The sequence below is a fragment of the Wolbachia endosymbiont (group A) of Lasioglossum morio genome, from assembly GCF_947250585.1.
GTDB classification, from domain to species: Bacteria; Pseudomonadota; Alphaproteobacteria; order Rickettsiales; family Anaplasmataceae; genus Wolbachia; species Wolbachia pipientis.
Map to the genome: position 1 here is coordinate 52,006 of NZ_OX366327.1, position 23,803 is coordinate 75,808.

Annotated in this window: 22 protein-coding genes and 1 pseudogene; 6 read left to right on the forward strand and 17 right to left on the reverse strand. The window is 33.1% G+C overall.

Annotated elements, in window-relative coordinates; genetic code table 11:
• Nucleotides 1-23 precede the first annotated feature (23 nt).
• Genes OOK89_RS00255 through rseP form a run of 5 tightly spaced genes read right to left on the reverse strand, consistent with a single transcriptional unit; the run spans nt 24 to nt 7,403 of the window.
• A complete protein-coding gene (locus OOK89_RS00255) occupies nt 24-2,906 on the reverse strand; it encodes an FAD-dependent oxidoreductase (RefSeq protein ID WP_264719026.1) in 2,883 nt (960 codons plus the stop codon).
• A 45-nt stretch (nt 2,907-2,951) separates the two neighbouring features.
• Nucleotides 2,952-3,383 carry a 3-hydroxyacyl-ACP dehydratase FabZ gene (gene fabZ, locus OOK89_RS00260; protein ID WP_065094742.1) on the reverse strand — a complete coding sequence of 144 codons (432 nt, stop codon included), beginning with the start codon at nt 3,381-3,383 and terminating at the stop codon, nt 2,952-2,954.
• Nucleotides 3,384-3,387: 4 nt separating this feature from the next.
• The gene (locus tag OOK89_RS00265) at nt 3,388-3,939 is read right to left on the reverse strand and encodes an OmpH family outer membrane protein (protein ID WP_077188197.1); all 552 of its coding nucleotides are present in this window, start codon (nt 3,937-3,939) and stop codon (nt 3,388-3,390) included.
• Nucleotides 3,940-6,276, reverse strand: coding sequence for an outer membrane protein assembly factor BamA (gene bamA / locus OOK89_RS00270; protein WP_264719027.1), 2,337 nt, complete (start codon nt 6,274-6,276; stop codon nt 3,940-3,942). It abuts the gene before it with no gap.
• An 8-nt stretch (nt 6,277-6,284) separates the two neighbouring features.
• Nucleotides 6,285-7,403, reverse strand: a complete 1,119-nt coding sequence (gene rseP, locus OOK89_RS00275) for an RIP metalloprotease RseP (protein WP_264707283.1) — start codon at nt 7,401-7,403, stop codon at nt 6,285-6,287.
• 99 nt (nt 7,404-7,502) lie between these two features.
• Here rseP and OOK89_RS00280 point away from each other — a divergent pair, with 99 nt between their 5' ends.
• On the forward strand, nt 7,503-7,781 hold the full coding sequence (locus OOK89_RS00280) for an FAD assembly factor SdhE (protein ID WP_006279484.1): 279 nt from the start codon (nt 7,503-7,505) through the stop codon (nt 7,779-7,781).
• Here OOK89_RS00280 and OOK89_RS00285 read toward each other — a convergent pair.
• From OOK89_RS00285 to OOK89_RS00295, 3 genes are all read right to left on the reverse strand, one after another.
• Entirely contained in the window at nt 7,756-8,082 is a 327-nt protein-coding gene (locus OOK89_RS00285) for a cell division protein ZapA (RefSeq protein WP_151808012.1), read from the reverse strand. The genes OOK89_RS00280 and OOK89_RS00285 overlap by 26 nt on opposite strands.
• Nucleotides 8,083-8,154: 72 nt before the next feature.
• On the reverse strand, nt 8,155-8,433 hold the full coding sequence (locus OOK89_RS00290) for an HU family DNA-binding protein (protein WP_151808013.1): 279 nt from the start codon (nt 8,431-8,433) through the stop codon (nt 8,155-8,157).
• Between the two features lie 29 nt (nt 8,434-8,462).
• Nucleotides 8,463-10,115, reverse strand: a complete 1,653-nt coding sequence (locus OOK89_RS00295) for a 30S ribosomal protein S1 (protein WP_012673366.1) — start codon at nt 10,113-10,115, stop codon at nt 8,463-8,465.
• A 139-nt stretch (nt 10,116-10,254) separates the two neighbouring features.
• Here OOK89_RS00295 and trmB point away from each other — a divergent pair, with 139 nt between their 5' ends.
• On the forward strand, nt 10,255-10,920 hold the full coding sequence (gene trmB, locus OOK89_RS00300; protein ID WP_012673367.1) for a tRNA (guanosine(46)-N7)-methyltransferase TrmB: 666 nt from the start codon (nt 10,255-10,257) through the stop codon (nt 10,918-10,920).
• 476 nt (nt 10,921-11,396) lie between these two features.
• Here trmB and OOK89_RS00305 read toward each other — a convergent pair whose 3' ends face one another.
• Complete coding sequence (locus OOK89_RS00305; protein ID WP_010963039.1) at nt 11,397-12,044, reverse strand: heme exporter protein CcmB; 648 nt, start codon at nt 12,042-12,044, stop codon at nt 11,397-11,399.
• 106 nt (nt 12,045-12,150) lie between these two features.
• Between OOK89_RS00305 and OOK89_RS00310 the strand changes: the two genes are divergently transcribed.
• Nucleotides 12,151-12,543, forward strand: coding sequence for a TraR/DksA family transcriptional regulator (locus OOK89_RS00310; protein WP_064124828.1), 393 nt, complete (start codon nt 12,151-12,153; stop codon nt 12,541-12,543).
• Between the two features lie 296 nt (nt 12,544-12,839).
• Nucleotides 12,840-13,967: pseudogene (locus OOK89_RS00315) on the forward strand (transposase).
• A gap of 189 nt (nt 13,968-14,156) precedes the next feature.
• Here OOK89_RS00315 and OOK89_RS00320 read toward each other — a convergent pair.
• The 7 genes from OOK89_RS00320 to OOK89_RS00350 all read right to left on the reverse strand — a co-directional run bounded on the left by OOK89_RS00320 (nt 14,157) and on the right by OOK89_RS00350 (nt 19,875).
• Complete coding sequence (locus tag OOK89_RS00320) at nt 14,157-15,407, reverse strand: citrate synthase (protein WP_264719294.1); 1,251 nt, start codon at nt 15,405-15,407, stop codon at nt 14,157-14,159.
• A gap of 80 nt (nt 15,408-15,487) precedes the next feature.
• Nucleotides 15,488-15,757, reverse strand: coding sequence for a 30S ribosomal protein S20 (gene rpsT / locus OOK89_RS00325; RefSeq protein ID WP_012673338.1), 270 nt, complete (start codon nt 15,755-15,757; stop codon nt 15,488-15,490).
• Nucleotides 15,758-15,808: 51 nt separating this feature from the next.
• Nucleotides 15,809-16,396, reverse strand: coding sequence for a lysophospholipid acyltransferase family protein (locus tag OOK89_RS00330; protein ID WP_010081980.1), 588 nt, complete (start codon nt 16,394-16,396; stop codon nt 15,809-15,811).
• A gap of 193 nt (nt 16,397-16,589) precedes the next feature.
• The gene (locus tag OOK89_RS00335; RefSeq protein WP_151808093.1) at nt 16,590-17,576 is read right to left on the reverse strand and encodes a tyrosine recombinase; all 987 of its coding nucleotides are present in this window, start codon (nt 17,574-17,576) and stop codon (nt 16,590-16,592) included.
• Nucleotides 17,566-17,736 (reverse strand): hypothetical protein, encoded by a 171-nt coding sequence (locus tag OOK89_RS00340; RefSeq protein ID WP_007549057.1) that lies wholly within the window; start codon nt 17,734-17,736, stop codon nt 17,566-17,568. The genes OOK89_RS00335 and OOK89_RS00340 overlap by 11 nt, the downstream gene beginning before the upstream one ends.
• Nucleotides 17,737-18,045: 309 nt before the next feature.
• Nucleotides 18,046-18,681 carry a DnaA ATPase domain-containing protein gene (locus OOK89_RS00345; RefSeq protein WP_006280257.1) on the reverse strand — a complete coding sequence of 212 codons (636 nt, stop codon included), beginning with the start codon at nt 18,679-18,681 and terminating at the stop codon, nt 18,046-18,048.
• Nucleotides 18,682-18,810: 129 nt separating this feature from the next.
• Complete coding sequence (locus OOK89_RS00350; protein ID WP_151808091.1) at nt 18,811-19,875, reverse strand: AI-2E family transporter; 1,065 nt, start codon at nt 19,873-19,875, stop codon at nt 18,811-18,813.
• Between the two features lie 263 nt (nt 19,876-20,138).
• Here OOK89_RS00350 and OOK89_RS00355 point away from each other — a divergent pair, with 263 nt between their 5' ends.
• The gene (locus tag OOK89_RS00355) at nt 20,139-21,332 is read left to right on the forward strand and encodes a bifunctional 2-C-methyl-D-erythritol 4-phosphate cytidylyltransferase/2-C-methyl-D-erythritol 2,4-cyclodiphosphate synthase (protein ID WP_264719028.1); all 1,194 of its coding nucleotides are present in this window, start codon (nt 20,139-20,141) and stop codon (nt 21,330-21,332) included.
• Between the two features lie 896 nt (nt 21,333-22,228).
• Here the strand turns inward: OOK89_RS00355 and OOK89_RS00360 are convergent.
• On the reverse strand, nt 22,229-23,293 hold the full coding sequence (locus OOK89_RS00360) for a 5-(carboxyamino)imidazole ribonucleotide synthase (RefSeq protein WP_264374023.1): 1,065 nt from the start codon (nt 23,291-23,293) through the stop codon (nt 22,229-22,231).
• A gap of 96 nt (nt 23,294-23,389) precedes the next feature.
• On the opposite strand from OOK89_RS00360, the gene apaG reads away from it, so the two are divergent.
• Complete coding sequence (apaG, locus tag OOK89_RS00365) at nt 23,390-23,791, forward strand: Co2+/Mg2+ efflux protein ApaG (protein WP_007549064.1); 402 nt, start codon at nt 23,390-23,392, stop codon at nt 23,789-23,791.
• Nucleotides 23,792-23,803: the final 12 nt, after the last annotated feature.

The following is a 23,803-nucleotide window of genomic DNA, read 5'->3' on the forward strand; positions in this document are numbered from 1 at the left end:
TGGCATCACTTTAATATTGAGACTTAGTAAACCTCAGTAGGTCTGCCAGTTGGGCCCATAAGAATTATTTGCTCGCCTTCTCTTAAGTGTCTGCATAAATTAGTGGAGCCGCCGATTTCCAGCACAATAGTGGAAATAATTCCTTTTTTTTTGTCTACTTCAGTGCCGGTTACGGCTATACCTTCCATAGCAAGGTTTGTATTATTGGCTTTTCTGCCATTGGTTTCAAAATTTTGCAATCTAAAGAATTGCCCAGGCTTAAAATTCTTTGCCGCAAGTGGTGCTTTAATCACTATTTCTATCACTTTATCTGTTAAATATTGAACTTTTATGACTTTTGCAGTGAATTGCTCTTTGATTCTATTGAAGAATTCTTTATTAGCCAGATCTTCAATGCTTGACCACGCATTTTTTTTCTGGCCCACAACATCACACACTGGAATGACAGAAACGAAGCTATTAACTCCACTCAAAAGCTGAGAAATAATAGGGTAGCCGTTCTTAGCACTTGCCATAGCTTTCACGACGCTGCCACTATACGAAGGGTGAAGATCACCAAAAAAGCTGATTGTTTTATTGCCTTGCTTATACACTAATATTCTATCTTTATTTTGCATTTTTGGAGAAAATATTGGATCTATTTCTTTTCCCAATGAATTCAATTGAGTAAAATACCCATTACTTAATTTAAAATGCTTTTCATCTTCTGTTGCAATAACCGTATTTGGCTCAGTACCTGCTGCTATAAAAATAGAACGTGCTTTTATACGTTTGATTTCGCCGGATTTTGTGTCTATTAGTTTTATTGATTCAGCATGGTTATATTTATCCGTCACAACTTCAACTGGCTCTAAGTTTTCAATAAAGTAAATCCCTTCTGATAATGCGTTTTGTACCTCTTCGCTATTTAATCGATAACTTGGCGAGTCTTTCAGCTCTTTTCTATATACAACTTTCACTCCCCTGAGGCTCTGCATTAATTCCAATATTTTTGCTTCTCTATTCTCTTTTTTTGCTAATTCTTGCTCTGCTTGGATCAACTTTGCATGCGATATAAACTCATTCGCAATTTCGCGTTCTTCTTCTGTCCAATCTTTTTCAACACAGTCCTTTCCATACTTATCAACTAATATCTCATAACGAAGAAGAAATTTTTTTACTTGAATTGGATAATACGCTAAAGCTTCAGTGGCAGTGTCAATCGCAGTAAGCCCCGCACCTATGACAACTATCGGCATGCGAACTTGCAGATTTGCTATAGAATCGAATTTAAGAGCGCCAGTCAGTTGTAACGACATAAGAAAGTCAGATGCCATACGCACTCCTCGAGCTAGTATATTCTTTATTTTGATCATTCGTGGCTTGCCAGAGCCAAGTGCTAGGGCAATGTGATCAAAACCCAAGTTGAAAGCATCATCAACATTAATCGTGCCACCAAAACGAATGCCTCCATAAAGTACGAAATTCTCACGTCTTTCCAGCAGTAATCTAATAATCTTTAAGTAATTCTTATCCCACCGAGAAGTAATACCATATTCTGCCACCCCACCAAACCCTCCTGCCATGCGTTCACTCAATTTTTCGTGTTTGAAATCTTTAATTAGCTGGAAATTATCGATCAAAGGCTCAATTTTTAGTCCATCAATGGCAATAACGTTATGCCCATCATTCAACAAATGATGAGCTAAATTAAAACCAGCAGGACCAAGGCCTACAACTAGAACGTTTTTTCCAGTGTTTCCTCTTGGCAATGGACACTGAAAATTTAAAGGATTCCAACGGCTGAGCAGAGAATATATTTCAAATCCGTACGGTAAACTGAGCACATCATCCAGAATCCTTGTTTCAATTGCTGGCACATTTACGGGTTCTTGTTTTTGATATATGCACGAATTCATGCAGTCATTGCATATTTTGTGTCCAGTAGCCGCGCATAATGGGTTATCTATCATCACAATTGCAAGACTTGCTATGCTGTACCCTTCGCTTTTCACCAGATTCATTTCTGATATTTTCTGCTCTAGTGGGCAGCCGTGCAGTTCAACTCTAAGTGGAGACTTTTTGAAAGTATTGTCATCATTAATTAGCCCCTTTGAGCAGCTATCCTTATTTTGCTTATGACAGAATATGCAGTAGTGAGCATTATCTAGTGCTTTATTCAAACTCACCTTTTTGCTTGTTAGATCAAAACCGTATCGTCTTTTTACTTCATTTGAATACAGCACTTCAACTTTGTCCACTTCTTTTTTAGAAAATGGTATGAGGTTTTCGTGGTTGATTTTTTTATGAATACTGAATAATATACTCTGTTTATTTTTTACTCTCCACACTGCATATTGTGCTGCAAGTTCTATTTCTTCTTTGTGATTTTCTTTATCTTCAAACCAATGCATCACCTGCTCAGCAAAATTTTTTTCTGTTGTTGGCAAAGTGAGAAAATGACTTAGTTTGTTAGTAATATCTATATTCGCCACATTAGTGTATTTCTTCAATGCATAGCGTTGGACAAATAATCTTTTGCACTTATATATTACAGCAAAGTCATTGTGCTTTTTCTTTAGCTCCTCTATTTCTTTTTCAACATTGAAAAGTTTTGCAATAAATTCATCAAGTAAATATGAGAGGTCTACTATTAACTGACTATCTGTCATCCAAGTAGCTGACCGTCCTTCTTGTTTTCTAGATCCCAGTGTCAAGCACTGGGATGACGGGGGGTGACACTGGGATGATGGGAGGTGACACTGGGATGACATCGAAGAAGAAGCTGCTTTTTCTCTTGCTTCAATTAATGAACAAAACAAGCTCTCATCACATGATTTGATATAATTCAAAAATGTCTCATCTAATTTTATTAATCCATTGCGAGTATATAGATTAGAAAATGAGATGTTGAAATTCAGCTTCATTGCTATACTATACAGTGTACATGCTGTTTCTTACAGATGAAGATTTTATTTATTTTGCAATACTGCTGAGATTGTTGCTTCTGCAACTTTTTCTTCGCTAACAGATGCAATACACCTAAATTTGTGTACACCTAAACACACACTTTGAATGTTAGCTTGAAGAATCAATGTGTCCCCTGGAGTAACTAGCTTTCTGAATTTTGCATTTTCAATGGATCTCAAGTAAACAACTTTATTTTCTATTGTTTCTTTACCTAGAACACATATAGCAGATGCCTGAGCTAGAGATTCAATTATCAAGACTCCTGGCATTATTGGATGACCAGGGAAGTGGCCAATAAAAAATGGCTCATTGAAAGTCACATTTTTGATTGCTTTTATACTTTTACCAGGATCACACTCTATAACTCTATCTACTAAGAGAAACGGATAAGAATGTGGTAATATTTTTATAATATCACTGATATTAAATTGCATAAGCCTACTCAATGCCTTTCAAAGCAAATTCAGGTATTTTCTTGTTTATATTGTTTAATACCACATCTGATAAATCAACTTCATCCATGGAGTATAAAACTTGGTTCTTTTTTGAAATAAATAGTACCAAATCTATGTTGTTTTTTTCTGCCGTTTTTTTAGCGACTTCTTTTATCTTGTTAAAAACACTCTCTACTGCGTCTCTATAGCTTTCTTCTAAATGTAACATTTTTTTAGCGTAATTATCTCTAGTATTTACAGTGTGCTTATTAAACTGTTCTGTCTTTTCTTTTTTTGCTTCTTCTGACAAAAGTTCAAATTCTTCTTTTGATGGCTTAAGTTTTTCTAACTCACTTTCAAATTCTTGTTGTAATCTAGAATTCTGCTCCTTTATTTGTTGTTGTATATTTTGCAGAGCAAGAGATTCATTGATGACTTTGTCACTATCGATAATTGCAGCTTTTGTGTTCTGAGGTTGATATCCTACAAACTTATACCCCACAAATAAGGAAATAATTAAGGCAATAACTGATATAAATAACTGTATATATTTCATTCAAATCCCCGCTTCAATAGAAAATTTAACATTTGGTGATGGTATTATATCATAAGATTCCTTTACTAAAGGAAACCCGAAATCCAATCTAAGTCTACCAAAAGGAGAAAGCATTGAAAAGCCAAAACCTGGTGACACTCTCACAAGCTTGCTATCGTAGTATTTCCCTTCATACTTCTTATTTTTATCATCTAAGCCAAAAAGTGTTGCATAGTCAACAAATAGTGAGCCTTTGATACCAGCATAGTCATATAGTTTTGGTAGAGGAAAATCCACTTGCTGTGTTAGATTAAAATAAGTTTTGCCTCCTAATGAGCTTTTATTTTTGTCTTCTGCTCTTGGTCCAATACCGGAAAGGTCAAACCCTCTAATCTCATTACCCCCTTTAAAAAAGTGCTGGCCAATGTTTAGATTTTCATCAGTATAAGAAAAAATATGACCTGCCGCCATCTTAAAGCGTAGCGTTATATCATCGTCAATTTTGCTTAATATAGGGTGCGTATAAAAAGATAAGAATTCAGATTTTAGGAAATTCACGTTTCCTCCCAATCCTGAAATATCCTGACTTAAGCGCAGTAAATACCCTTCTTTTGGAGCATATAGATTATCCAGTTTATTATATGCCAACGTGTATCCCACTGATGAAATCTGATGTTTACCTTTTCGGTCCAGTATTATTTCAGAGATATCGGTGTCTTGTCCACCCTTATTATCCATGTGTATATGATTATACTTATAAGAATAGCGAAGGGAATTAGTTAAGTTCTCTGTGACTTTATATGATAACTTTGTAAAAAATCCCATATCGCAACTATCAAAAGTAGTGTTTGGTTTATCTTGTTTTTCATAAAATACACCCATGCCTAGTGACGTATCAGAATCGTTAAAATTATTTTCAACAAACTCTAAATCAGTAGAAAATACGTATTGACTTTTTTCAAGAGCAAAAGAGAGCTCTTTTCCAGTACCAAATAAATTACGGTCTTTGAGGTCAATTTTAATCAATGCTCCACCAGGAAGAGACACACCTCCTCCCAAATACAACGAAGTAGTGTTTTTTTCTTTAACACTTAAGTCAAGATTTACTGCATTATCATTAACTGCGTAACTATTTACTTTCACTGTTTCAAAAAAATCACTACTCATTAGTTTTTTACGTGACTTTTGAATCTCAGATATATTGTACGCATCACCTTCTGCTACACTTAGCTTACTTCTGATCACTTTATCTAAAGTGCGATCGTTACCATCAATTGTAATTTGATTTATATAAATCTTTTTACCCGGCAGCACTCTGTAGGTTACATCTACAACGTTGTCACGTTGTGCATACTCTGGATTAACTTTTGCAAATATGTATCCTTTTTCATTTAAATATTTGTTTATTTTTTCTACTGTATTATTAATTTTAACTCTATTAAATATCTTATCGTTTTCCTCTGTTATAAAATCCAATATTTCTTCTTTTAGGCTCAAATCCTGAATTTCAGTTTCAATATTAACCTCATTATTTCCAAACAAATACTGCTGTCCTTCGTCAATCAAAAAAGTTAACTCTGTTTGATTGTTATTATCAACCTCAACAATTGGTTGAATATTATTTTGAATATATCCCTTAGACGAATAAAAACGATCGAGCAATTCTGTGTTAATCAATAGATATTGCGGTGAATAATGATTTTCGCCTTTAAAAATGGCTCTAAATAACTTACTAAATATGTCATTACTATGTCTTTTAATAACTTGCTCTAGCTCATTTTCAGAAAAGTTTTTATTGCCTATAAATCTTATATCCTTAATTTTAGAGGTTTTGCCTTCTTTTATTTTGAAAATTAGATTGACCCTATTACTATCGAGCTTCTCCAACTCATATTCAATTTTAACGCCAACCTTACCGTTATTTCTATAAGTAGTGATTAAATTCATTAAATCGTTTTGCAATTTTGTTTCAGTGAAAATAGTTAGCGATTTTGACTGAATCACATTATTTAGTAACTCTTTGCTATTAAATAACTTATTACCCTTTAATATTATCTTGTTAATTAGTGGATTTTCTTGAATTTTTATTACCAAATTTTTTTTATCATCTATGTAAGCATTAACACTAGCAAATAACTTTGTTTTATATAGATCTTTTATAATTGAGTCTATATCATCGTCGTTTATATAATCACCAGATTTTAGTTTTATATAGAACCCTATTGTCTGGTTGCTTACCCTCTCATTACCAATACATTTGACATCTTTCACCTGCACTTTTTCCGCAGTTCCTAAAGCAACAAGCAGGGCAGGAAAAGAAATAAAAACCACTACCAGTATATAAAATAGCTTTTTCATATTTTATTTCAAAAAAGATCCCTAATATCATTTGACATTCCAGTTGCCATAAGCAAAAACAACACTAAAGCACCAAAAATAGCTGCATATTTTTGACATTTCAAGCTTAAATCCCTACGTATAACCGCTTCTATGATATAATGAAATAAATGCCCACCATCTAGCAGTGGTATTGGCAGCAAGTTAATTGCAGCTAAATTAGCTGAAATGATTGCCATAAAATATAGAACCATAATAAATCCCTTTTTAGCTGATTGTCCTGAATATTTTGCGATTTTTATTGGTCCACCTATTTCATTGATACTCCTTTTACCAACAATAATGTGAAAGAGAGCTTTGATCGTTAAGCACATAGTGTGGTAAGTTTCACTTACTGATAAGCTCACAGCCCCAAGAAAAGACGACTGCTTTAATGTATTGACTGAAATAATCCCTATAGTTTCTCTTTCTATTGTGTTGCCAAAAACGTCTTTGTCCTTGATTATTAATGGAGTTAAACTGGTCCTGTGCTTCTCATTATTTCTGCTATACTCAATCTCCATTCTTGTTTTAGGATTCGACATTATCACACGTGAAATATCTTCAAAGTATTTTATTTTATGCTCATTGATTTGTGTAATAGTGTCACCTGGCAACAAACCAGCTTGCTTAGCTGCACTACCTTCGATTACATTTTCAATCACCGGTGGAGTGCGATAATAACCTGCTATGCTAAAAAATATTGTAAAAGCTATAACAGCAAATACCATGTTTGCAAAAGGCCCTGCAAAAACTACTGCTGCTTTTTTATGACGCGGTTTTGTATGAAATGAATACAATTTTTCTTCTTCCGTTAATTCTTGTTGATCAGCTGGGACACTCGCTGCATTAGTATCTCCTAGCATTTTAACATAACCACCCAATGGAACAACGCTTAATTTCCATCTAGTTCCAGACTTATCGTTAAAACCAAAAATTTCAGGACCAAAACCTATGGAAAAAGATTCAACTTTAACTTTGCATGCTTTGGCAACAACATAATGCCCATATTCATGCACGAATACTATGACAGAAATTATTAAAGAAAATGATAAAAAATAATATATTCCATCGCTAAATTGATGGATAAGATTAGAAATTAATTCCACCTGTATATTTAGATCTTAACAAAATGTTAAGTATATTAAAATGCGCCTCGCTTGACAAGTATTTAGTTTAACTTTTAAATTAAAAAAAGTTTAATTGTAATGACAGATACCTCACTACTCAGAAGAAAATTAATATATAGAAGCTGGCATAGGGGTTGCAAAGAAACCGATATACTTTTAGGGCATTTCGCATTGAAATATCTTGATAAATTTTCCTTAAGCGAACTAATCGAATACGAAAAAATAGTTGATCTTGATGATTACGAATTATATTGTTACATAACTCGTAAGACAAACCTCCCCCCTGGCTTGAATAGTCAGATAGTCAATTTAATTGCTTGCTTTATTGAAGCTAATCCTTTATGCACTCAAGATTAGTGATAATCTTATTTACCTTATCTAGTACCTCAGTATATTCTATTCTTTTCTCGTTTCTATACTTTTCGCGCTCTTGATTTACTTCATCTAATCGCTTTGTTAATTCTAAAATTTTATCCTCAAGAATTAGTGCTGCAAGTAAGAAATTTAATGCATCCGAACCCTTACCTCCAATTTTTTGAGATACAGAACCAACTAGCTTGTCAAAACTATTAGCAAGGCGTAATAAATGGCTCTTCTTCCCACTTTCGCAAGATATTTTGTATGTGTTATTACGTATAACTATTTCTACTACTTGCATATGATGCTAAAAATTTTTACTGTACAATATAAACTTAAATTCCCACTTTTATCTTATTTATGGTATAAGTTTTTATTCATTTACCAAATCAGACAATTTTTTACTGCTACGAAAATATGTTTTAAAGTATTGATTCTTTGTAAACTTCTGTAACATTAAATGGCTTGCTTCTTTCAAGTTATAACTTCTAACTGAAAAAGAACCAAATCCCCTAATTTCGACTCTATTATGATGTTTCAATGTGTTTGAAAGTATCCCAAAAAATCTATCAACTATAGCTGCTATAACAATCTTATCTAAAAAAGGATGTCTTTTTGCTACCCTCGCTATTATATCAGACTTTGTTGCCATTTATATGAAGCCAAAATAAGTAAACCTTATCACTTAGCAGATAATGCTATGTTATATTCTTCAACACCCAATACTTCAACTTCTATTTTTTCTGATATAGAGAATTTTTTATTCTCTGGTAAATGCTCTTGATCTATTAGAAGGGTTACATCGTTCTCAACTTCAACGACTAGTCCATTATCTTCTCTCTTACCTACAATAACCTGTATTTTATCACCTACCTTAACTTTCTTTATCAGTTCTTCAAGAGGATCATACTCTATTTGTTTTATTCCAAGATAAATTCTTGCCCGATTCACGTTAGCCCTTATTACTTTTGCTTCTATTTTATCACCTACATTATACTTCTTTATCTCATCTGAACCATTTTTAGACCAACTAAAATCTTTCACATATATTGTTCCTTCTACGTTCTCATCTATTTCAGAATCACCGAAAGCAACAGATACATATGAGCCGGTATTATTCTTCACTTCACCAGAAACAATAGAACCAGGAGGATATTTATTGATAAATACTTGCCAAGGGTTGTCTACACACCTTTTCATGCTTAAACTCATCCTACTCTTAGCAATGTCAATACTGAGAATTTTTACATATACTTCTTGTCCCCTTGTTACGAGACTACTAACTGGTAAATTACTCTTAACCCAAGTTATTTCTGACGAGTGCACTAAACCTTCAATTCCAGGTCTAAGCTCAACAAATAATCCATAATCTTCTATGCTTGTTACATAACCCTTATGCACACTATCAACTGGATATTTTGACTCTGCATCTTGCCAAGGGCTATCTTCTAGCTGCTTCACACCCAAGGAAATTTTAGCATTTTCCTTATCTATTTTTATAATTTTAACTTTTATAGTCTGACCACAAGTAAAAACTGCAGACGGATGACTTACCCTACTCCAAGAGATATCTGTAATATGTAACAATCCATCTATAACTCCCACTACATCTGATTCATGAATACCGACAAATACACCGTAATGAGTGATACTTTTTATTTTCCCTTCTATTATATCGCCTTCATTTAAAGATTCTAAAAATTTAATTTTTTCACCAGCGTGCAATTTTTCTAACACCAGCTTTCTTGATACTACAATATTGCCCTGCTTCTTATCCATTTTAAGCACGATGAACTTTTGTTCAGTTTCAATAAGGTGCTTCGCATCTTTTACTTGCTTCAAATCCACATGACTCAGCGGTAAAAAAGCGCTTATTCCGTCACCAAGATCAACAATAAAGCCACATTTAATTGAGCGTTTAATAACTCCGCTTACTTCAGCCCTTGTAACTGTATCTTCTTCCAACTTATTCCATTTTTCGTCCCTAATTGCTTTTTCACGACTAAGAACAACATTACCATGATAATCTTCAATTCTTTCCACATAAACTCTGATTTTCGAGCCAATAATGACCTCATCATTACAACCGAGTTCCTTGATCAGAATTCTCCCGTCAGATTTTAAACCAATATCAACCACAACGTCGTTAGGGTTTATTCTTGTAATTACACCTTCTACCACATCTCCTTCTTTAATTTTGTTAACAAAAGAATCTTCAAACAAGGTATTATCTTGATCCTCAAATTGGCCTTGACATATCTCTTCTATAAATTTGTTTGATGATAGCTTTCTGATAGTAACCGGTAGATTTACGACTGGATTATTATTATTCATACCTTTAACTTAAACTTTATTAGAACTCATATATTATATAATATTAACAATTATTGACAAGTAATTTTTCATTAACTCATTTCGAGAATTGTTTAAGCTATATAAAATATAGTGAGAAAATTATATATGTATCAAGAATATGCTATTTAAGAATAGCAAGTGGATTAGATCGTTCTCCAGAAGGTCCAGGCTAAAACCTGATGTTGATGAAATATTGGAAAAATATTCTATTCAAAACAGCAAGGAATCTATAGAGAAGATTGTAAATTCACAAAAAAGAATATGGGTAGAAATAGGCTTTGGCAACGGTGAAAATATGCTTTACCAGGTGCTCAATGAACCTGATCTATTATTTATAGGATGTGAGCCCTACTTAAAGGGGGTTTCTCGCTTGCTGACAAACATAGAAATACAGAACATAAAAAATATTTTAATGTGGACAGAAGATGCAAGAGAATTGATTGCAAATTTTCCTGATAACAGTGTTGAAAGATTCTTTATTCTCTTTCCAGATCCATGGCCAAAAAGAAGTCACAATAAAAGACGATTAATTAATACGGAATTTTTAAATTTATTAGCAAAAAAAATACTTATAACAGGGGAAATATTCATTGCAACCGATCATCAGGACTATGCAGAGTGGATAGCATCACATATAAAGCAGTGTAACTCTTTAATCTATAGGGAAGACGATTTCACAAGTTATACTCTTACAAAATACCACAGAAGAGCGCTCAAAGATCAGCGTAAAGTGAGGTTCTTTAAAGTAAGTGTTATTAATAATTTGCAGACTATGGATCAATAGAGTTTTTGCATATCTCTTTTACGTTAACTATAGATTAAAAATAATAAAAAAAGAGGGAGAAATAGAGTAAATTCCTTTAACTACTTCTCCTTATGAAGGAATAGACTTCTTGCATAACCCAAACTAAGTAGAAAAAAGGTATCATCCAAGTAGCCCCTTTCTCGTCATGCCGCTGCGAATCTTCATACCGCCGCGGCGCTAACAAGTAGCGGGATGATGAGGCTTATCGTCATGCCACCGCGAACCGTCATACCGTCACGGTATCTCTTAGCCGCTAACAAGTAGCGGGATGACGGTTGTCAGGTTAGCTGTTATCCCAGTTTTTGACACTGGGATGACAACGAAGGGCTACTTGGATGACAGGGAAGGATGCTGAAATGAAGGTTTTTCAAATTGTCGATAAACCTAAATCTATAATAACTATTTGCCTTTTTTCTAGGTTATGCAAGAAGTCTACTGAATAACAGTAAGATTTTTCAATCCTGTTCCACAGCAAATTTTAGTGCCATGTGAGTAGTTATGGTGCTGTTAACAATCAAAATAACAAAAACTAAGATGGTGATTAGTAGTGTATAAATATTCAAGGATAAATTTTCAAATTGAGTTAGCATTTTAAAATACACAAAGGTTGGCATTATCATTGGCAAAACAAGAATTTGCGATACTCCTGATGCTAAGTTGTTTTGACCAATCATCAATGCATTTCCAGTAGCTGAAATATTAGTGATTATCAGCGTATTAAATAATAAAGACACTCCAACTGCTATTGAGTGTTCAATACTATTGCCTAGAATTGCAAAGCTGAATATGGAAGAAATTACTGAAATCGGTAACCCAAATAATAACCAGTGAGCGAAAATTTTATAAGCAACTATAAGCCTAGAAGAGAGTGGCTGTACAAAGATTTGCTCTAATATTCCATCATGATAATCAGATGTAAACAAATTATTTGTAGAAATCTGCAAAACAAATGTAGCACATATCCATGTTAATGTTAACATAACTTCTTGTTTATTGTTGTTTTTAAGTGTAAATGAAGATAAACTTAACATTATGATAAAAATACATACTATATAGGTAAAGTTCTTATCATCTATTACTAATTTTTTTACTGAGTCGATCATACTAGGCTTTTAAATGTTTATTATAAATTATAGTGTTTACTTTGAGGTAGTATAATTTTTTGTTCATAAATTATATAGGTTTTATTATTTTTTTGATAATGCAATTATGGAAAAGTTACCAAAAATAAAGTCACCAGAAGATTACACTCCTTCAGAAGATGAAGAATATATGAGCGTAAAACAACTGGAATACTTCAGCTTAAAGTTACAGTCAATACTCGCTGAGCTGGAGAAACAAGAACTAGAAGAGAATAGTATTGATACATACTATTCTGATGGAGATAGTGGAAACGAGGAATTAATCAAGCGTCGAAAAGATAGAAAAGAAAAAATTAAGGAGGCGTTAGAAAAAATAAAATTAGGCACTTATGGTTACTGCGATGGAACAGGAGAAGAAATAGGAGTCGAAAGACTTAAAGCTAATCCGCTTGCTATATATTGTATTGAAGAGCAAGAGAGAGTAGAAAAAGAAAAGAACGTGTACAACATTAACGATTAATTTACACATAAGTGGTGAACCCATAGGACTTCAAGAGGAGCAAGAGGCGCTGAAGTATGTCATGCTATAAAGAAAGTGGAAAATTGGACATTCTCAACTTGACTCCTGCAGATTAAAAATTAAGTTGTATCCGTTCAGACAATGGCGTCAACTTAAGGAAAAATGTCAGAGATTGTGTATAAAATTTCTCTCTAAAATTTTTACCATTAAATTACCCAAAAGCTGCAATAAACAGCACTTTTGTTTCTGTTTTATTTCAACAAAGAAGTCTAAAATGTGTCCTTTTTAGGTGAAATATGCAAAAAGGAAAAAACCTTATTCTACAAATTAAAAATATAATATACTCGAAAACTTTTCAGAAAATCCATTGTGTTGAGTTTTACACGAACAAGCTTTTTCGACAGTATTTTCTATGATTTTAAAGTTAGTTAAAAAAAGTTTGGGAATAGAATGTGAACTTATGGAGCCATTGACATGTACCCTCAAAGCAAGCTTTTTCTAAAGCAAGATATAAGATTTGCCATACAGGCTTTCAAGAATTTAAGCATCCAAACAGCCTATCAGGATGAACCTGAGTTGGAGAGGCTATAGACTTATTGCAGCAGATGGTTCTGGTATGAGATTACCCAGCTCTGGGGAAATTGTATCCGAGTTTGAACCAAATGGAACAACAGGCACCATTGGCAATTTGTTTGTTGATTTGTGTACTTCATTGATTTGCAGTGCTCGTCTTGCAGCTTGGAATATAGGTGAACAAACGTTGGCGGCAGAGCAATTACCCGAAGTTATCACTCAAATGCGTTTATTAAATCAAGAGAAATTATTATTTATCTATGATCGTCTTCAGTAAAATTCATTCAGCAGCATTATGATTTGGAAGTAGATTTTATTTTTCGCTTGCAAAAAAGAAATTATAGTAAGCTATGGGAACGCTGGCGAATTAGATTTTGATTTTATATTAGAAAATGAAAAGCTAAAAAATAAAATGAAAGGACAGAAAGTAAGAGTTATAGTGCTGACATTAGCCAACTGAGAAACAGAGTTTTTGACCGAGACTTTGGAGCAAAGCTTATGTGTTAAGGTGGCACATAGAGGAAACGACTCAAAGTAGGAGCAGAGTTAGAGAATTTTTCTGGAGAGGCTGTATTACAAGAATTTTGGGCAAACTTGGTCATGTGCAATATATTATCGCTTCATATGTGTGATGCACAATGGCCTTGGAACCCAGATCAAATTACTGAGTATCGTTTAAATTTTTCAATTTTATTTGGTGTAATGAGGCAGAAACTCTATCAGGTACTTATTGCGCCAAAAAACTTTCAAGCCCTTTTTAAGTATACGCGCTAAAGTTAAAATCCGACCGGGACAGCCGCAATAAAGTAGATAAGCCTAAACGCCATCATGTCTTTAGGAGAGTTTGCTAATGAAAGTTCTTAAGTTGACGCCATTGGCTGAACGGATACGGAATGACACCATCCTTTTTTCTGGATTCCAGACTGGAATGACACCTCTGGACACTTCCGTCGTAAAGGAACCAGTGTCAGCTACTCGGATGACACCTTTTTTCTACTTAGTTTGGGTTATGCAAGAAGTCTAATGAAGTGAAAATAAATTTATTTACCAAAATAGAGTTGCCTTGGTCTACAGATCTTAGTTTCTTTATCATTTATCATTTCATACCACTGAGTAACCCAACCAGTGGTTCTTGCAAGTGCAAAAATAGGCGTGAACATATTTGAGGGGATATCAATAGCATTCATTATTATACCTGAGTAAAAATCAACATTTGGATATAACTTACGCACGATAAAATATTCATCCTTTAAAGCTATTTCTTCAAGTTTTTTTGCAATTTTAAGCAGTTCATTATTTTGTTCTAGTTTACTTAGAACCTCATGGCAAGCGCCTTTCAATATACGCGCGCGCGGATCATAATTTTTATAAACACGATGTCCAAATCCCATCAATTTAAATGGATCTTTATCATCTTTAGCTTTTTCGATGAATTTATCTATATCTCCACTTTGCTCTATCTCTTTTAGCATATTTATAACTGTCTCATTAGCTCCACCATGTGCTGGTCCCCAAAGTGTAGCAACTCCTGCAGAGAGGCTTGCAAACAGATTAGAACCAGCCGATCCCACCAATCTGACAGCCGCCGTAGAAGCATTCTGTTCATGATCAGCATGGAGAGTAAATATTTTATCCAGAGCTTTTGCAAAAAGGGCGCTTTTATCATTATCAACAGCATCGCCAAATATCATCTTTAAGAAATTTTCACTGTAACTTAATTCATTGTTAGCATTTATGAATTCCTGATTATTGATATGCCTATAAATCATTGCAATAATTGTGGAAACTTGCGCTATTGCAGAAATTCCAAAATCTAGGTCTTCACCATTGACATTGTTGCCATGCTTTTCATGGTAAGATGCTGACAAACTTGCAAAACATGCAATTAAAATCGACATAGGGTGAGCAGTCTTTGGAAATGCTTTGATTACATTTGTAACTTGCTCTGATACTTTGGATAATTTTTGTATTTTGAGAAGAAATTTTTTGTGTTGCTCTGAACTGGGTAATTCACCATAGAGCAATAAATAAATCACAGCAGTAAAATTATTATTCTCTGCCAAATCAGCTATATTATGTCCCCTATATTTAAGAACTCCTTCATCTCCATCAATGAATGTAATTGTAGAAGAGCATGAAGCTGTAGAAACAAACCCTGGATCGTAAGTGAATAATCCTGTCATCTTATATAAATCCTTGATATTTAACACATCAGGACCTGTTGTTCCGCTTAATACAGGTAGCTCGATTTTTAATCCATTACTTAGTTCTAATAGCACTTTTTTATCCATCACTTAAGCTACTTAAATTTTATACAGAATATACAAACTGAGGAGTATATATTAATACAGTTAACTTTACATTAACCGTATTAAGCGGTCATCAATGCTTTTACTTTTGCATTTAAGCGACTTATTTTACGCGCAGCAGTATTCCTATGAATAACACCTTTATTCACACACTTGTGTAAATTAGATTCAGCATTCCGAAATGCCAGAACAACATTTTCTTTGTCGCCAGACTTGATTATATCAACCAATTTTCTAATAGAGGTGCGAGTTTTACTTTTCCGCATCTTATTTATTAAAGTGCGCTTTGCTATTACCTTTATCATTTTTTTAGCACTCTTATGATTTGCCATATATTAATACCTAAAATACTGTACTTTTCTTTTAATTATAAAGTTTTTTTGTTAATTTGCAATATCAGTTTTTCCTATGGTTAATCTACTGCTTCTCTCTTCAATAATTTTTTCTAAACTTTGCAAGAATTCATTTTTGTTTAACCCAGGATATATTGGGGGCAATATTTCTATTACTGCCTTTCCGGGATTCTTTCTCAGAGAAAGTATGCTTTTTGGCCAAAACAAACCAGTGTTTAAAGCAACCGGTAACACAGGAACAGATAATACGCTATATAAAGCAGCAATACCTGGTTGATATTTTATATTTTGGTTTATAGTTGTTCTTGTACCTTCAGGAAATATTATTATGCTTCTATTTTCTTTTATACGCATTTTTGCTAGTTTGATTATATGGCGTATAGAACTGATACCATCTGAACGGTTAATAAAAATCATTTTCAGCGCTATAAGATGCAAACCAATGAATGGAATCCATTTCAATTCACGTTTTAAAATAAAAACCGCTTTTCTAAATAGTAGTATAAAAATAAATGTTTCAAATGGAGATTGGTGTTTAGATGCAATGATAAAAGGTTGCTTAGGGATGTTTTCCATTCCCCTCACTTCATATTTAATGCCACATAATAAACGCAGCATGAATAATACAACTCTCACCGAACAGACGAGGAAAATGGTTATTACACACTCAGAAAAGAAAATTACAGGGAGAGTAATGAAAGTATAGAATACCTCCCATAATATAAGAAAGAAATTAAACAATAAACTTGAAATCACAAACTCACATAAATTTATTTAAATTTAACTTTATTACAAATTAAAAACAATAAATTTAATTATTGATCATCTGAGTAATAGGATGCGAATCAGCTAATTTGTCCTTTAACTTTTCGTTAGCAATATGAGTATATATTTGTGTTGTAGAAAGGTTAGTATGGCCAAGAACTTTCTGTATCAACACAATATTTGCTCCGCTATTTAGTAGATGGGTAGCAAAAGAATGCCTAATCACGTGTGGAGAGATCTTATTTTCATCAATATTGCATTTTCTTGCCAACTCCTTCATTAATTGACCGACCCTCTGCCTTGTAATTGGTTTATTAGGTTTATCACCTGGGAATAGCCAATCGGATTCCTTTTCTTTAGAGATCAGATTATCACGAACTGATAAATAATTTCTAAGGCTCTGCAATGCTTGTTCATTAAAAAGAATTTGCCTCTCTCTACCACTTTTTCCTTTTATTATTATATAGCATTCTTTGTTATTACTGTTTATTAAATGTGACACTTCACATAATTTCATACTAATTAGTTCAGAAACACGCATTCCAGAAGAGTAAAGGATATCTAAAATCGCACATAGCCTTTTACTGCTTATCTCTTTATTCGATTCGCTTGCTGATTTTCTCACTGTGTCCATTAGCAAAAATATTTCTTCGACACTTAAATACTTAGGCAAAGGACGAGAAACTTTTGGATTCTTTAATTCAGCATCATTAGCCGGCGCTGGATTAAAATCTATTATTCCGTCATTAAATAGACACTTGTAAAAATTTTTCATAGCGGATATTTTTCTTGATATAGAGCTACTTTTATATTTTTTTTGTGTACATAAAGATTTCACATAATCTTTAATATTGGTTTTGTTTACACCAACCAAGGTAGTGCCGCTTTCCAATAAAAATTCTTCAAACTGGTGTAAATCCGAACGATAACTTTCCAGAGTATTTTGTGCAGCGGACCTCTCTGAAGCTAAAGCATCTATGTAATATGTTATGTAAAGATTTTCTTTTTTATTTTGCGACTGTTTATTTTTCATTATCAGTTCCTATATTTATTTCTTTGGCTATAATTTGATTAGAAGTGTTCCCTGTGTTTCTTATGAGAAAATATGAGACAAATAAAGCATTTATCAATAGAGTGAACATCACAAACTTTTGCTTTAACCTTTTTCTTAAATTTAATCTTACTCTTATCATAGTTAAATTATAACGTTAAATCTATAAAAAACACCTTATAAAGTGAGCTCTACTATAAATATATAGCCTTTCTTATAATAGTCCGAATGCGATAAGATATGTGTTTATGGCTATAGCAGGCCAGTAGCATATTACGGTCTGTTCGGATTATTGTAAAAAGAGCTATAGAATACTTCTTAGCTGTATCTATCTATATTTATTATAACATAACATTGATTGTAATTCTAACATGGACAGATAGAGATTCCAATTACGTTAGTGTTATGGGTGTTAATAAATTTTTAATATACACCTTTACAAAAGAAGAAATCAAATGGCATCTTTTTTTAATAAAGTGCTAATAAAAGGAACGGTCACATTTGACCCTATAGATTCATTATCTATCTTTTCTATAATTTTATCAATGCTATAGAAAGAACGTTCTATTCTTGCTAAAATATAATTAATCACTTTTAAATCAATTTTTAACTGTTTATCTGAAAATCGTTTTATTAGCATAATTCTTAATAATTCCTCGCTTGCAGGCAAAATTTTTACGCTGATAGTTGATAATATTCGAGAACTTAAATCTCTTAGTTTGAAGTTAAGCTTTTTTGGTGAAATTGAAGAAGTGATTAGCAGCCTCTTGTCGTTTTCTTTCATGTAATTGTAACAATGTAATAACATTGCTTCATCTTTAATGTTTTGTACGTCTTCTAAAATAAAAGCATCGCTATACCTAATCTCGCTTACGAAGTTATTCACATTGATAAAGATTGCATCGTTTATTGATTGCCAAATATGAGCAAGATGAGTTTTACCGGAGCTTTTAGGTCCAAAAAGAATCAGACATTTCCAAGATAAATCATTAACTACCGAATTATATACGTGCTTATTTTCATCTAAGATGATGTAATTTTGCCGGCTATAATCAGCTTGATTGTTGTTAAATAAATTTAATTGCACGTTGAACCTCTTACGTAACCTCTTTCTGGTAGTAATTTTTGCGCAGAAATTTACTTACGCTCCTCAAATGTATCAGGTATTCTGGGCTCATTTCTCCTCTTACCATAAATTGATTATGCAAAAGGTCTGTTAGCCGTTTTTATAAAGCTCACTTTTAAAATATTTATTGATTGCATATTCTACTGATACATTGAACATTGCTATTATTGGAATAAAAAGTAATATACCTGTAAATCCAAAATATGAAGCGCATATAGTAATTCCCAGAATAATTACAGTTGGATGTATATGAACTTTTTTTCCTATTAATAAAGGAACTAATATATTTGAATCTATTAATTGTCCAACACCAAATAATAGCAAAACAGCAGCACTTTCAAACCATCCACTAAATTGAGTGATAGCGCTCAAAAACCCAATAATGGTATATAATAATGGCCCTACGTAAGGTATGAACGTTAACATTCCTGATAAAATTCCAATAACAATAGAGTGTTCCAATCCAATTATGCTCAGACTCACAGAGTAAAAGACCATCATGACAATACATACATTTACCTGCCCCTTTAGATAATTAGATATAATGAAATCCACTTTGGAAAAATAATCTGCAATTTTTCCTCTGTAAGGAATAGGGATTAATTTACTAGCTTTTTCTATAATTAAAGGCCAATCACGTAATATATAGAAAAACACTACAGGAGTAATCACCATTAATGATACCGTGTTAAAGCTTGAACTTAACACTTGGATTATAAAGTTACTAGCAATATCAAGAGCATTCATGAAATAAGATACATAGTTGCTGTAATTTTCTGCTAGATTTTTAGATAAATGATCAAATAAGCTATCCTCGATTTTCATATTAAGAAATTCTAATACAGAGGGGATTACTTTAAGCTTTAATGAAGGCACTTTACTCACTAAGAAATTTAATATTGAAGTAATTTGAACATATATAATAGGTAAAACAAATGTTATGACTAGTATAAAAGCTATTAATAAAATAAGTATTATAAAAATTACAGAACATGAACGTGGTATTCTATACTTTTCAAACTTGACTACTAGCGGATTAAACAAATATGCAATAATAATAGATATTAAACATGGAAAAATCATAGGACGCATCAGGAATAACATCCCTATTATAAAAAGCAGTATGAAACAAATAGTTATATGACGTTTTTGCATGTGTTTAGCATAGCTAATTTACTGAAAAATATGCAATTTATTTTTCCTATGTTGAAAGTATTTTACGATTTGTAATACTATCGTTTTTTACTAAAATTTAGTTGTTTAATCCGCAGGCAAAGATAGATTTTGAGCTCTCTAAATATCTCTTTTGCTATTATAATTATGCTAGTTAATAGGGGAAGTAACTTTTATATGATGTCAGAAATTTTGTTTTTCGGAAAGAATCTTGGATAGAGAGGAAAGCTTCTACAAAAAGAAATATGTGCGCTAAGAAATACAAAATAGCAGCATTAATAGTTGCAGCGGGAGTAGGCAGTAGATGCAATTCTACGATTCCTAAGCAATATATAAAACTGGCAGGTAAACCTGTTTTATTTCATACAATTAAAAGATTTCTGGCTAACCAATATATAGATTACATAAGAATAGCAATTAATAGAGACCATGAAAGTTTCTATGAGAAAGCTATATCACTAATTACAGACACTAAATTACTAAGCCCTGTATACGGAGGAGAAAACAGGCAAAGTTCAGTTAAACTAGGGCTTGAAAGCTTACAAAAAGTTAACCCAGATTTTGTAGTTATACACGATGCTTGTAGGCCTTTTGTGTCAGATGTTCTGATAGATAACTTGGTTGAATCTATGATTAATGATCAATATACAGGAGTAGTTCCAGCAATAGAAGTTGAAGACACTATGTCATTGGTGAGTAATAGTTTTATTGAATCTACGATTTCAAGAGGAAAGCTCAGAGCCATACAAACCCCTCAAATTTTTAATTTCAAAGAATTATTATCATGCCATCAATCAGTCAAAGAATTTACTGACGATTCATCACTAATGGTAGAGCACAAAAAACATGTTGCGATTATTAAAGGTGAGAAAAGCAATTTTAAGTTAACCACAAAAGAGGATATCAATATGGCAAAGCTTCTTTTTGAAGAGCCAAAATTTCGTGTCGGAGCCGGTTATGATATACATAAGTTCATTAAAGTTCAAAATGGTGCTGAAAGCTTTATAAAAATTTGCGGTGTGAAAATTGAACACAACATGGCAATAGAAGCGCACTCTGATGGTGATGTTGCAATACATGCAATCGTTGATGCAATACTCGGAGCACTGGGATGTGGCGACATAGGAGAGCACTTTCCTCCTAGTTCCTCTGAATGGAAAGATTGCAATTCATCTCACTTTCTTGACTTTGCTGCTAAAAAAGCAAGAGAAAAAGGGTACAGCGTGTCTAATTTAGATATTACTATAGTTTGTGAAGAGCCTAAAATATCGCCTTACAAAGTAGAAATGAAGAAATTCATATCAAAAGCATTAGAAATTGATGATGAATTTGTAAATATCAAAGCAACCACTGCAGAGAAATTAGGTTATATTGGAAGAAATGAAGGAATAGCAGTGCATGCTTCTGTGTTATTGCATACAAACTTTTATTGGGAATAGAAACGAAAAAACTTACTTGACACCCTTCGCCAGTCCCCTTATCATGAAACTGAAGCTATTTATTTATCTTCTCTGTACAGATTAAATGACAAAAAAACTCACGTATCTGGCGTCCCATGTTTAATTTTTTGCACTATGTGCACCTTATGTCTTTATAAAATTTCTAGGTTTTTACCTAATATAAGCTGAAATGCGCTTATAAAGCATTTAAAACATCAAAAAACGCCGATTTAAAAAATGGATAGTGAATAACTAGCTACCCTAGGGTTTCTTTTGCCTTTTTTTCTGTTTAGTAAATTTCTTAATGTTTATAATTTAGATTAGTTGCGGCTTAAAAGCAACTAAATCGCGGTTATTAAGCGTTTAGAATAAAAAAACGCCATACTTGAAAGTATAATGTAAGTAATTAGCCAACCACGGGGCTTCTTTTGCCTTTTTTTTTATTTGGTAAATTTCTTAATATTTATGGCTAAACGACAATCGTCATCCCGCTACTTGTTAGCGGGATCTAGAGATACCGCGGCGGCATGACGTAGGACTGCTGTCATTCAAGTAGCTGACGCTGGAATCCAGCCTTGCTGTAATCTCATCAAGAACGTTGTGTTTTAACATAAGATCAGCCACTTTTATGCTTACCAACTTAATAAAATTCCTGGATCCAAGTAGTCAGGCTACTCGGATGACACCTTCATAAAGTGAAATGAGATCCCGCTAACAAGCAGCGGGATGACGAGAAAGGGGCTACTCGGATGACACCCTCATAAAGTAAAATGAGATCCCGCTAACAAGCAGCGGGATGACGGGAAAAGAGGTGCTAGAATGACACCGTTTACTATGTAACATCTCATCATATCACAATGTTCGTACAGTTGTGGCGGTATGACGTAGAAAAACTGTTAACTTAAATCTATATTGACATGTCCCATTTTACGCTTATCCCTAACCTCTTTTTTCCCATATATGGTTAAACTAGCTTTTTCGTTGCTCAAATACTTATGAGAATCATATATATCATTACCTATTATATTTTTCGTCATACAAGGAAAGCGTAATACTACTTCCTGCATAGGTAACCCGCATATTATCCTAACTAGCTGTTCAAATTGACTAACGTTACATGCATCCAAGCTCCAGTGGCAAGAATTGTGAGGTCTGGGAGCTAGTTCATTAACTAACAATTCGTTATCTTTAGTAACAAAAAATTCAATAGCCAGAATTCCTATTACATCAAGCGCATTTGCTATTTTCTTTGCAGCTCGTTGTACCTCTTGAGTTAATTTGCTATCTATTTTAGCTGGCACTGTTGAAGTATCAAGTATTCCATCAACGTGGTAATTTTCTGCTATAGGAAAAAAAGCTACTTTACCGTTTTTATCTCTTGCAACGACTATTGAAACCTCTTTCAGTAAATCAACACTTGCTTCAAGAATGTACTCTGTATTCCAATCAAAGGAAGCAAATTGCTTCACTTCAGAATCATTCTCAAGCACATATTGCCCTTTTCCATCATAACCCATTTCTGTTGTTTTCAGCCTTGTTGGATAGCCAAAAGCTCTACTGTTTTTCAGTAGCTCATTATAATTTTGTATACTTTTGTATTCAGCAGTTTTTATACTCAAGCTTCTAATGAAATCTTTCTCTCTAAGCCTATTTTGCGCAATGTGTAACGCTTTTTTACCCGGATAAAAATTTACATCGATATCAATTGCACTACATGGAATATTTTCAGACTCAATAGTGACCAAATCCACACTCTGTGCAAAAGATTCAAGCGCTTTCTTATCAGAGAAATCTGCTATTGTGAAATCATCAGCAACAGAGCAAGCCGGATCGTCTTTAGCACTGGCAAAAACATGTGTTTTTTGTCCAAGTTTTGTTGCAGCGATAGCAGTCATTTTACCTAATTGTCCACCACCTATTATTCCTATTACTTTTTTGCTAAGCGCATCTGGTTCATTCATACTATAAATTGATATTTCCTAATTAGAGTATACTTGAAAAATCTATGAAAAAAGTATATAATTAAGATACTATTTTCTTATCATGAATATTTTATAATGATAGAATACACACTAACTACCAACTTTGTTGAAGTTACAGTTTTACCAATTTATATTGAAGAGCAATCCATTCCTTATGAAAATTGCTATGTATGGATGTATAACGTTAAGATAAAAAACAAAAGCCAATCAACTATTCAATTGTTAAGTCGTCATTGGCAAATAATAGATTATAAGGGAAAAGTAAATGAAATTGCCGGAGTTGGTGTTATCGGAGAACAACCTGTGATAAAATCTGGAGAGGTATTTAAATACACAAGTGGAACATACTTAAATGTACCGTCAGGAATAATGCAGGGTAAGTATGAATTTCTGAATGAAGAAAGCATAAAAGTTTTTGAAGTTATGATACCACCCTTTTCTTTGGATAGTCCATACATCAAAACTAGACCCCATTAACTATCAAAATAG

What these genes read in the sequence shown, in the direction of transcription:
- apaG (WP_007549064.1), top strand. Translation starts at nt 23,390, where the DNA reads ATGATAGAATACACACTAACTACCAACTTTGTTGAAGTTACAGTTTTA.
- trmB (WP_012673367.1), top strand. Translation starts at nt 10,255, where the DNA reads ATGCTATTTAAGAATAGCAAGTGGATTAGATCGTTCTCCAGAAGGTCC.
- OOK89_RS00280 (WP_006279484.1), top strand. Translation starts at nt 7,503, where the DNA reads ATGACAGATACCTCACTACTCAGAAGAAAATTAATATATAGAAGCTGG.
- OOK89_RS00355 (WP_264719028.1), top strand. Translation starts at nt 20,139, where the DNA reads ATGTGCGCTAAGAAATACAAAATAGCAGCATTAATAGTTGCAGCGGGA.
- OOK89_RS00290 (WP_151808013.1), bottom strand. Translation starts at nt 8,433, where the DNA reads ATGGCAACAAAGTCTGATATAATAGCGAGGGTAGCAAAAAGACATCCT.
- OOK89_RS00330 (WP_010081980.1), bottom strand. Translation starts at nt 16,396, where the DNA reads ATGCTGCGTTTATTATGTGGCATTAAATATGAAGTGAGGGGAATGGAA.
- OOK89_RS00305 (WP_010963039.1), bottom strand. Translation starts at nt 12,044, where the DNA reads ATGATCGACTCAGTAAAAAAATTAGTAATAGATGATAAGAACTTTACC.
- OOK89_RS00295 (WP_012673366.1), bottom strand. Translation starts at nt 10,115, where the DNA reads ATGAATAATAATAATCCAGTCGTAAATCTACCGGTTACTATCAGAAAG.
- OOK89_RS00310 (WP_064124828.1), top strand. Translation starts at nt 12,151, where the DNA reads ATGGAAAAGTTACCAAAAATAAAGTCACCAGAAGATTACACTCCTTCA.
- OOK89_RS00360 (WP_264374023.1), bottom strand. Translation starts at nt 23,293, where the DNA reads ATGAATGAACCAGATGCGCTTAGCAAAAAAGTAATAGGAATAATAGGT.
- OOK89_RS00255 (WP_264719026.1), bottom strand. Translation starts at nt 2,906, where the DNA reads ATGAAGCTGAATTTCAACATCTCATTTTCTAATCTATATACTCGCAAT.
- OOK89_RS00265 (WP_077188197.1), bottom strand. Translation starts at nt 3,939, where the DNA reads ATGAAATATATACAGTTATTTATATCAGTTATTGCCTTAATTATTTCC.
- OOK89_RS00335 (WP_151808093.1), bottom strand. Translation starts at nt 17,576, where the DNA reads ATGAAAAATAAACAGTCGCAAAATAAAAAAGAAAATCTTTACATAACA.
- OOK89_RS00285 (WP_151808012.1), bottom strand. Translation starts at nt 8,082, where the DNA reads ATGCAAGTAGTAGAAATAGTTATACGTAATAACACATACAAAATATCT.
- OOK89_RS00350 (WP_151808091.1), bottom strand. Translation starts at nt 19,875, where the DNA reads ATGCAAAAACGTCATATAACTATTTGTTTCATACTGCTTTTTATAATA.
- fabZ (WP_065094742.1), bottom strand. Translation starts at nt 3,383, where the DNA reads ATGCAATTTAATATCAGTGATATTATAAAAATATTACCACATTCTTAT.
- OOK89_RS00340 (WP_007549057.1), bottom strand. Translation starts at nt 17,736, where the DNA reads ATGATAAGAGTAAGATTAAATTTAAGAAAAAGGTTAAAGCAAAAGTTT.
- rpsT (WP_012673338.1), bottom strand. Translation starts at nt 15,757, where the DNA reads ATGGCAAATCATAAGAGTGCTAAAAAAATGATAAAGGTAATAGCAAAG.
- OOK89_RS00320 (WP_264719294.1), bottom strand. Translation starts at nt 15,407, where the DNA reads ATGGATAAAAAAGTGCTATTAGAACTAAGTAATGGATTAAAAATCGAG.
- bamA (WP_264719027.1), bottom strand. Translation starts at nt 6,276, where the DNA reads ATGAAAAAGCTATTTTATATACTGGTAGTGGTTTTTATTTCTTTTCCT.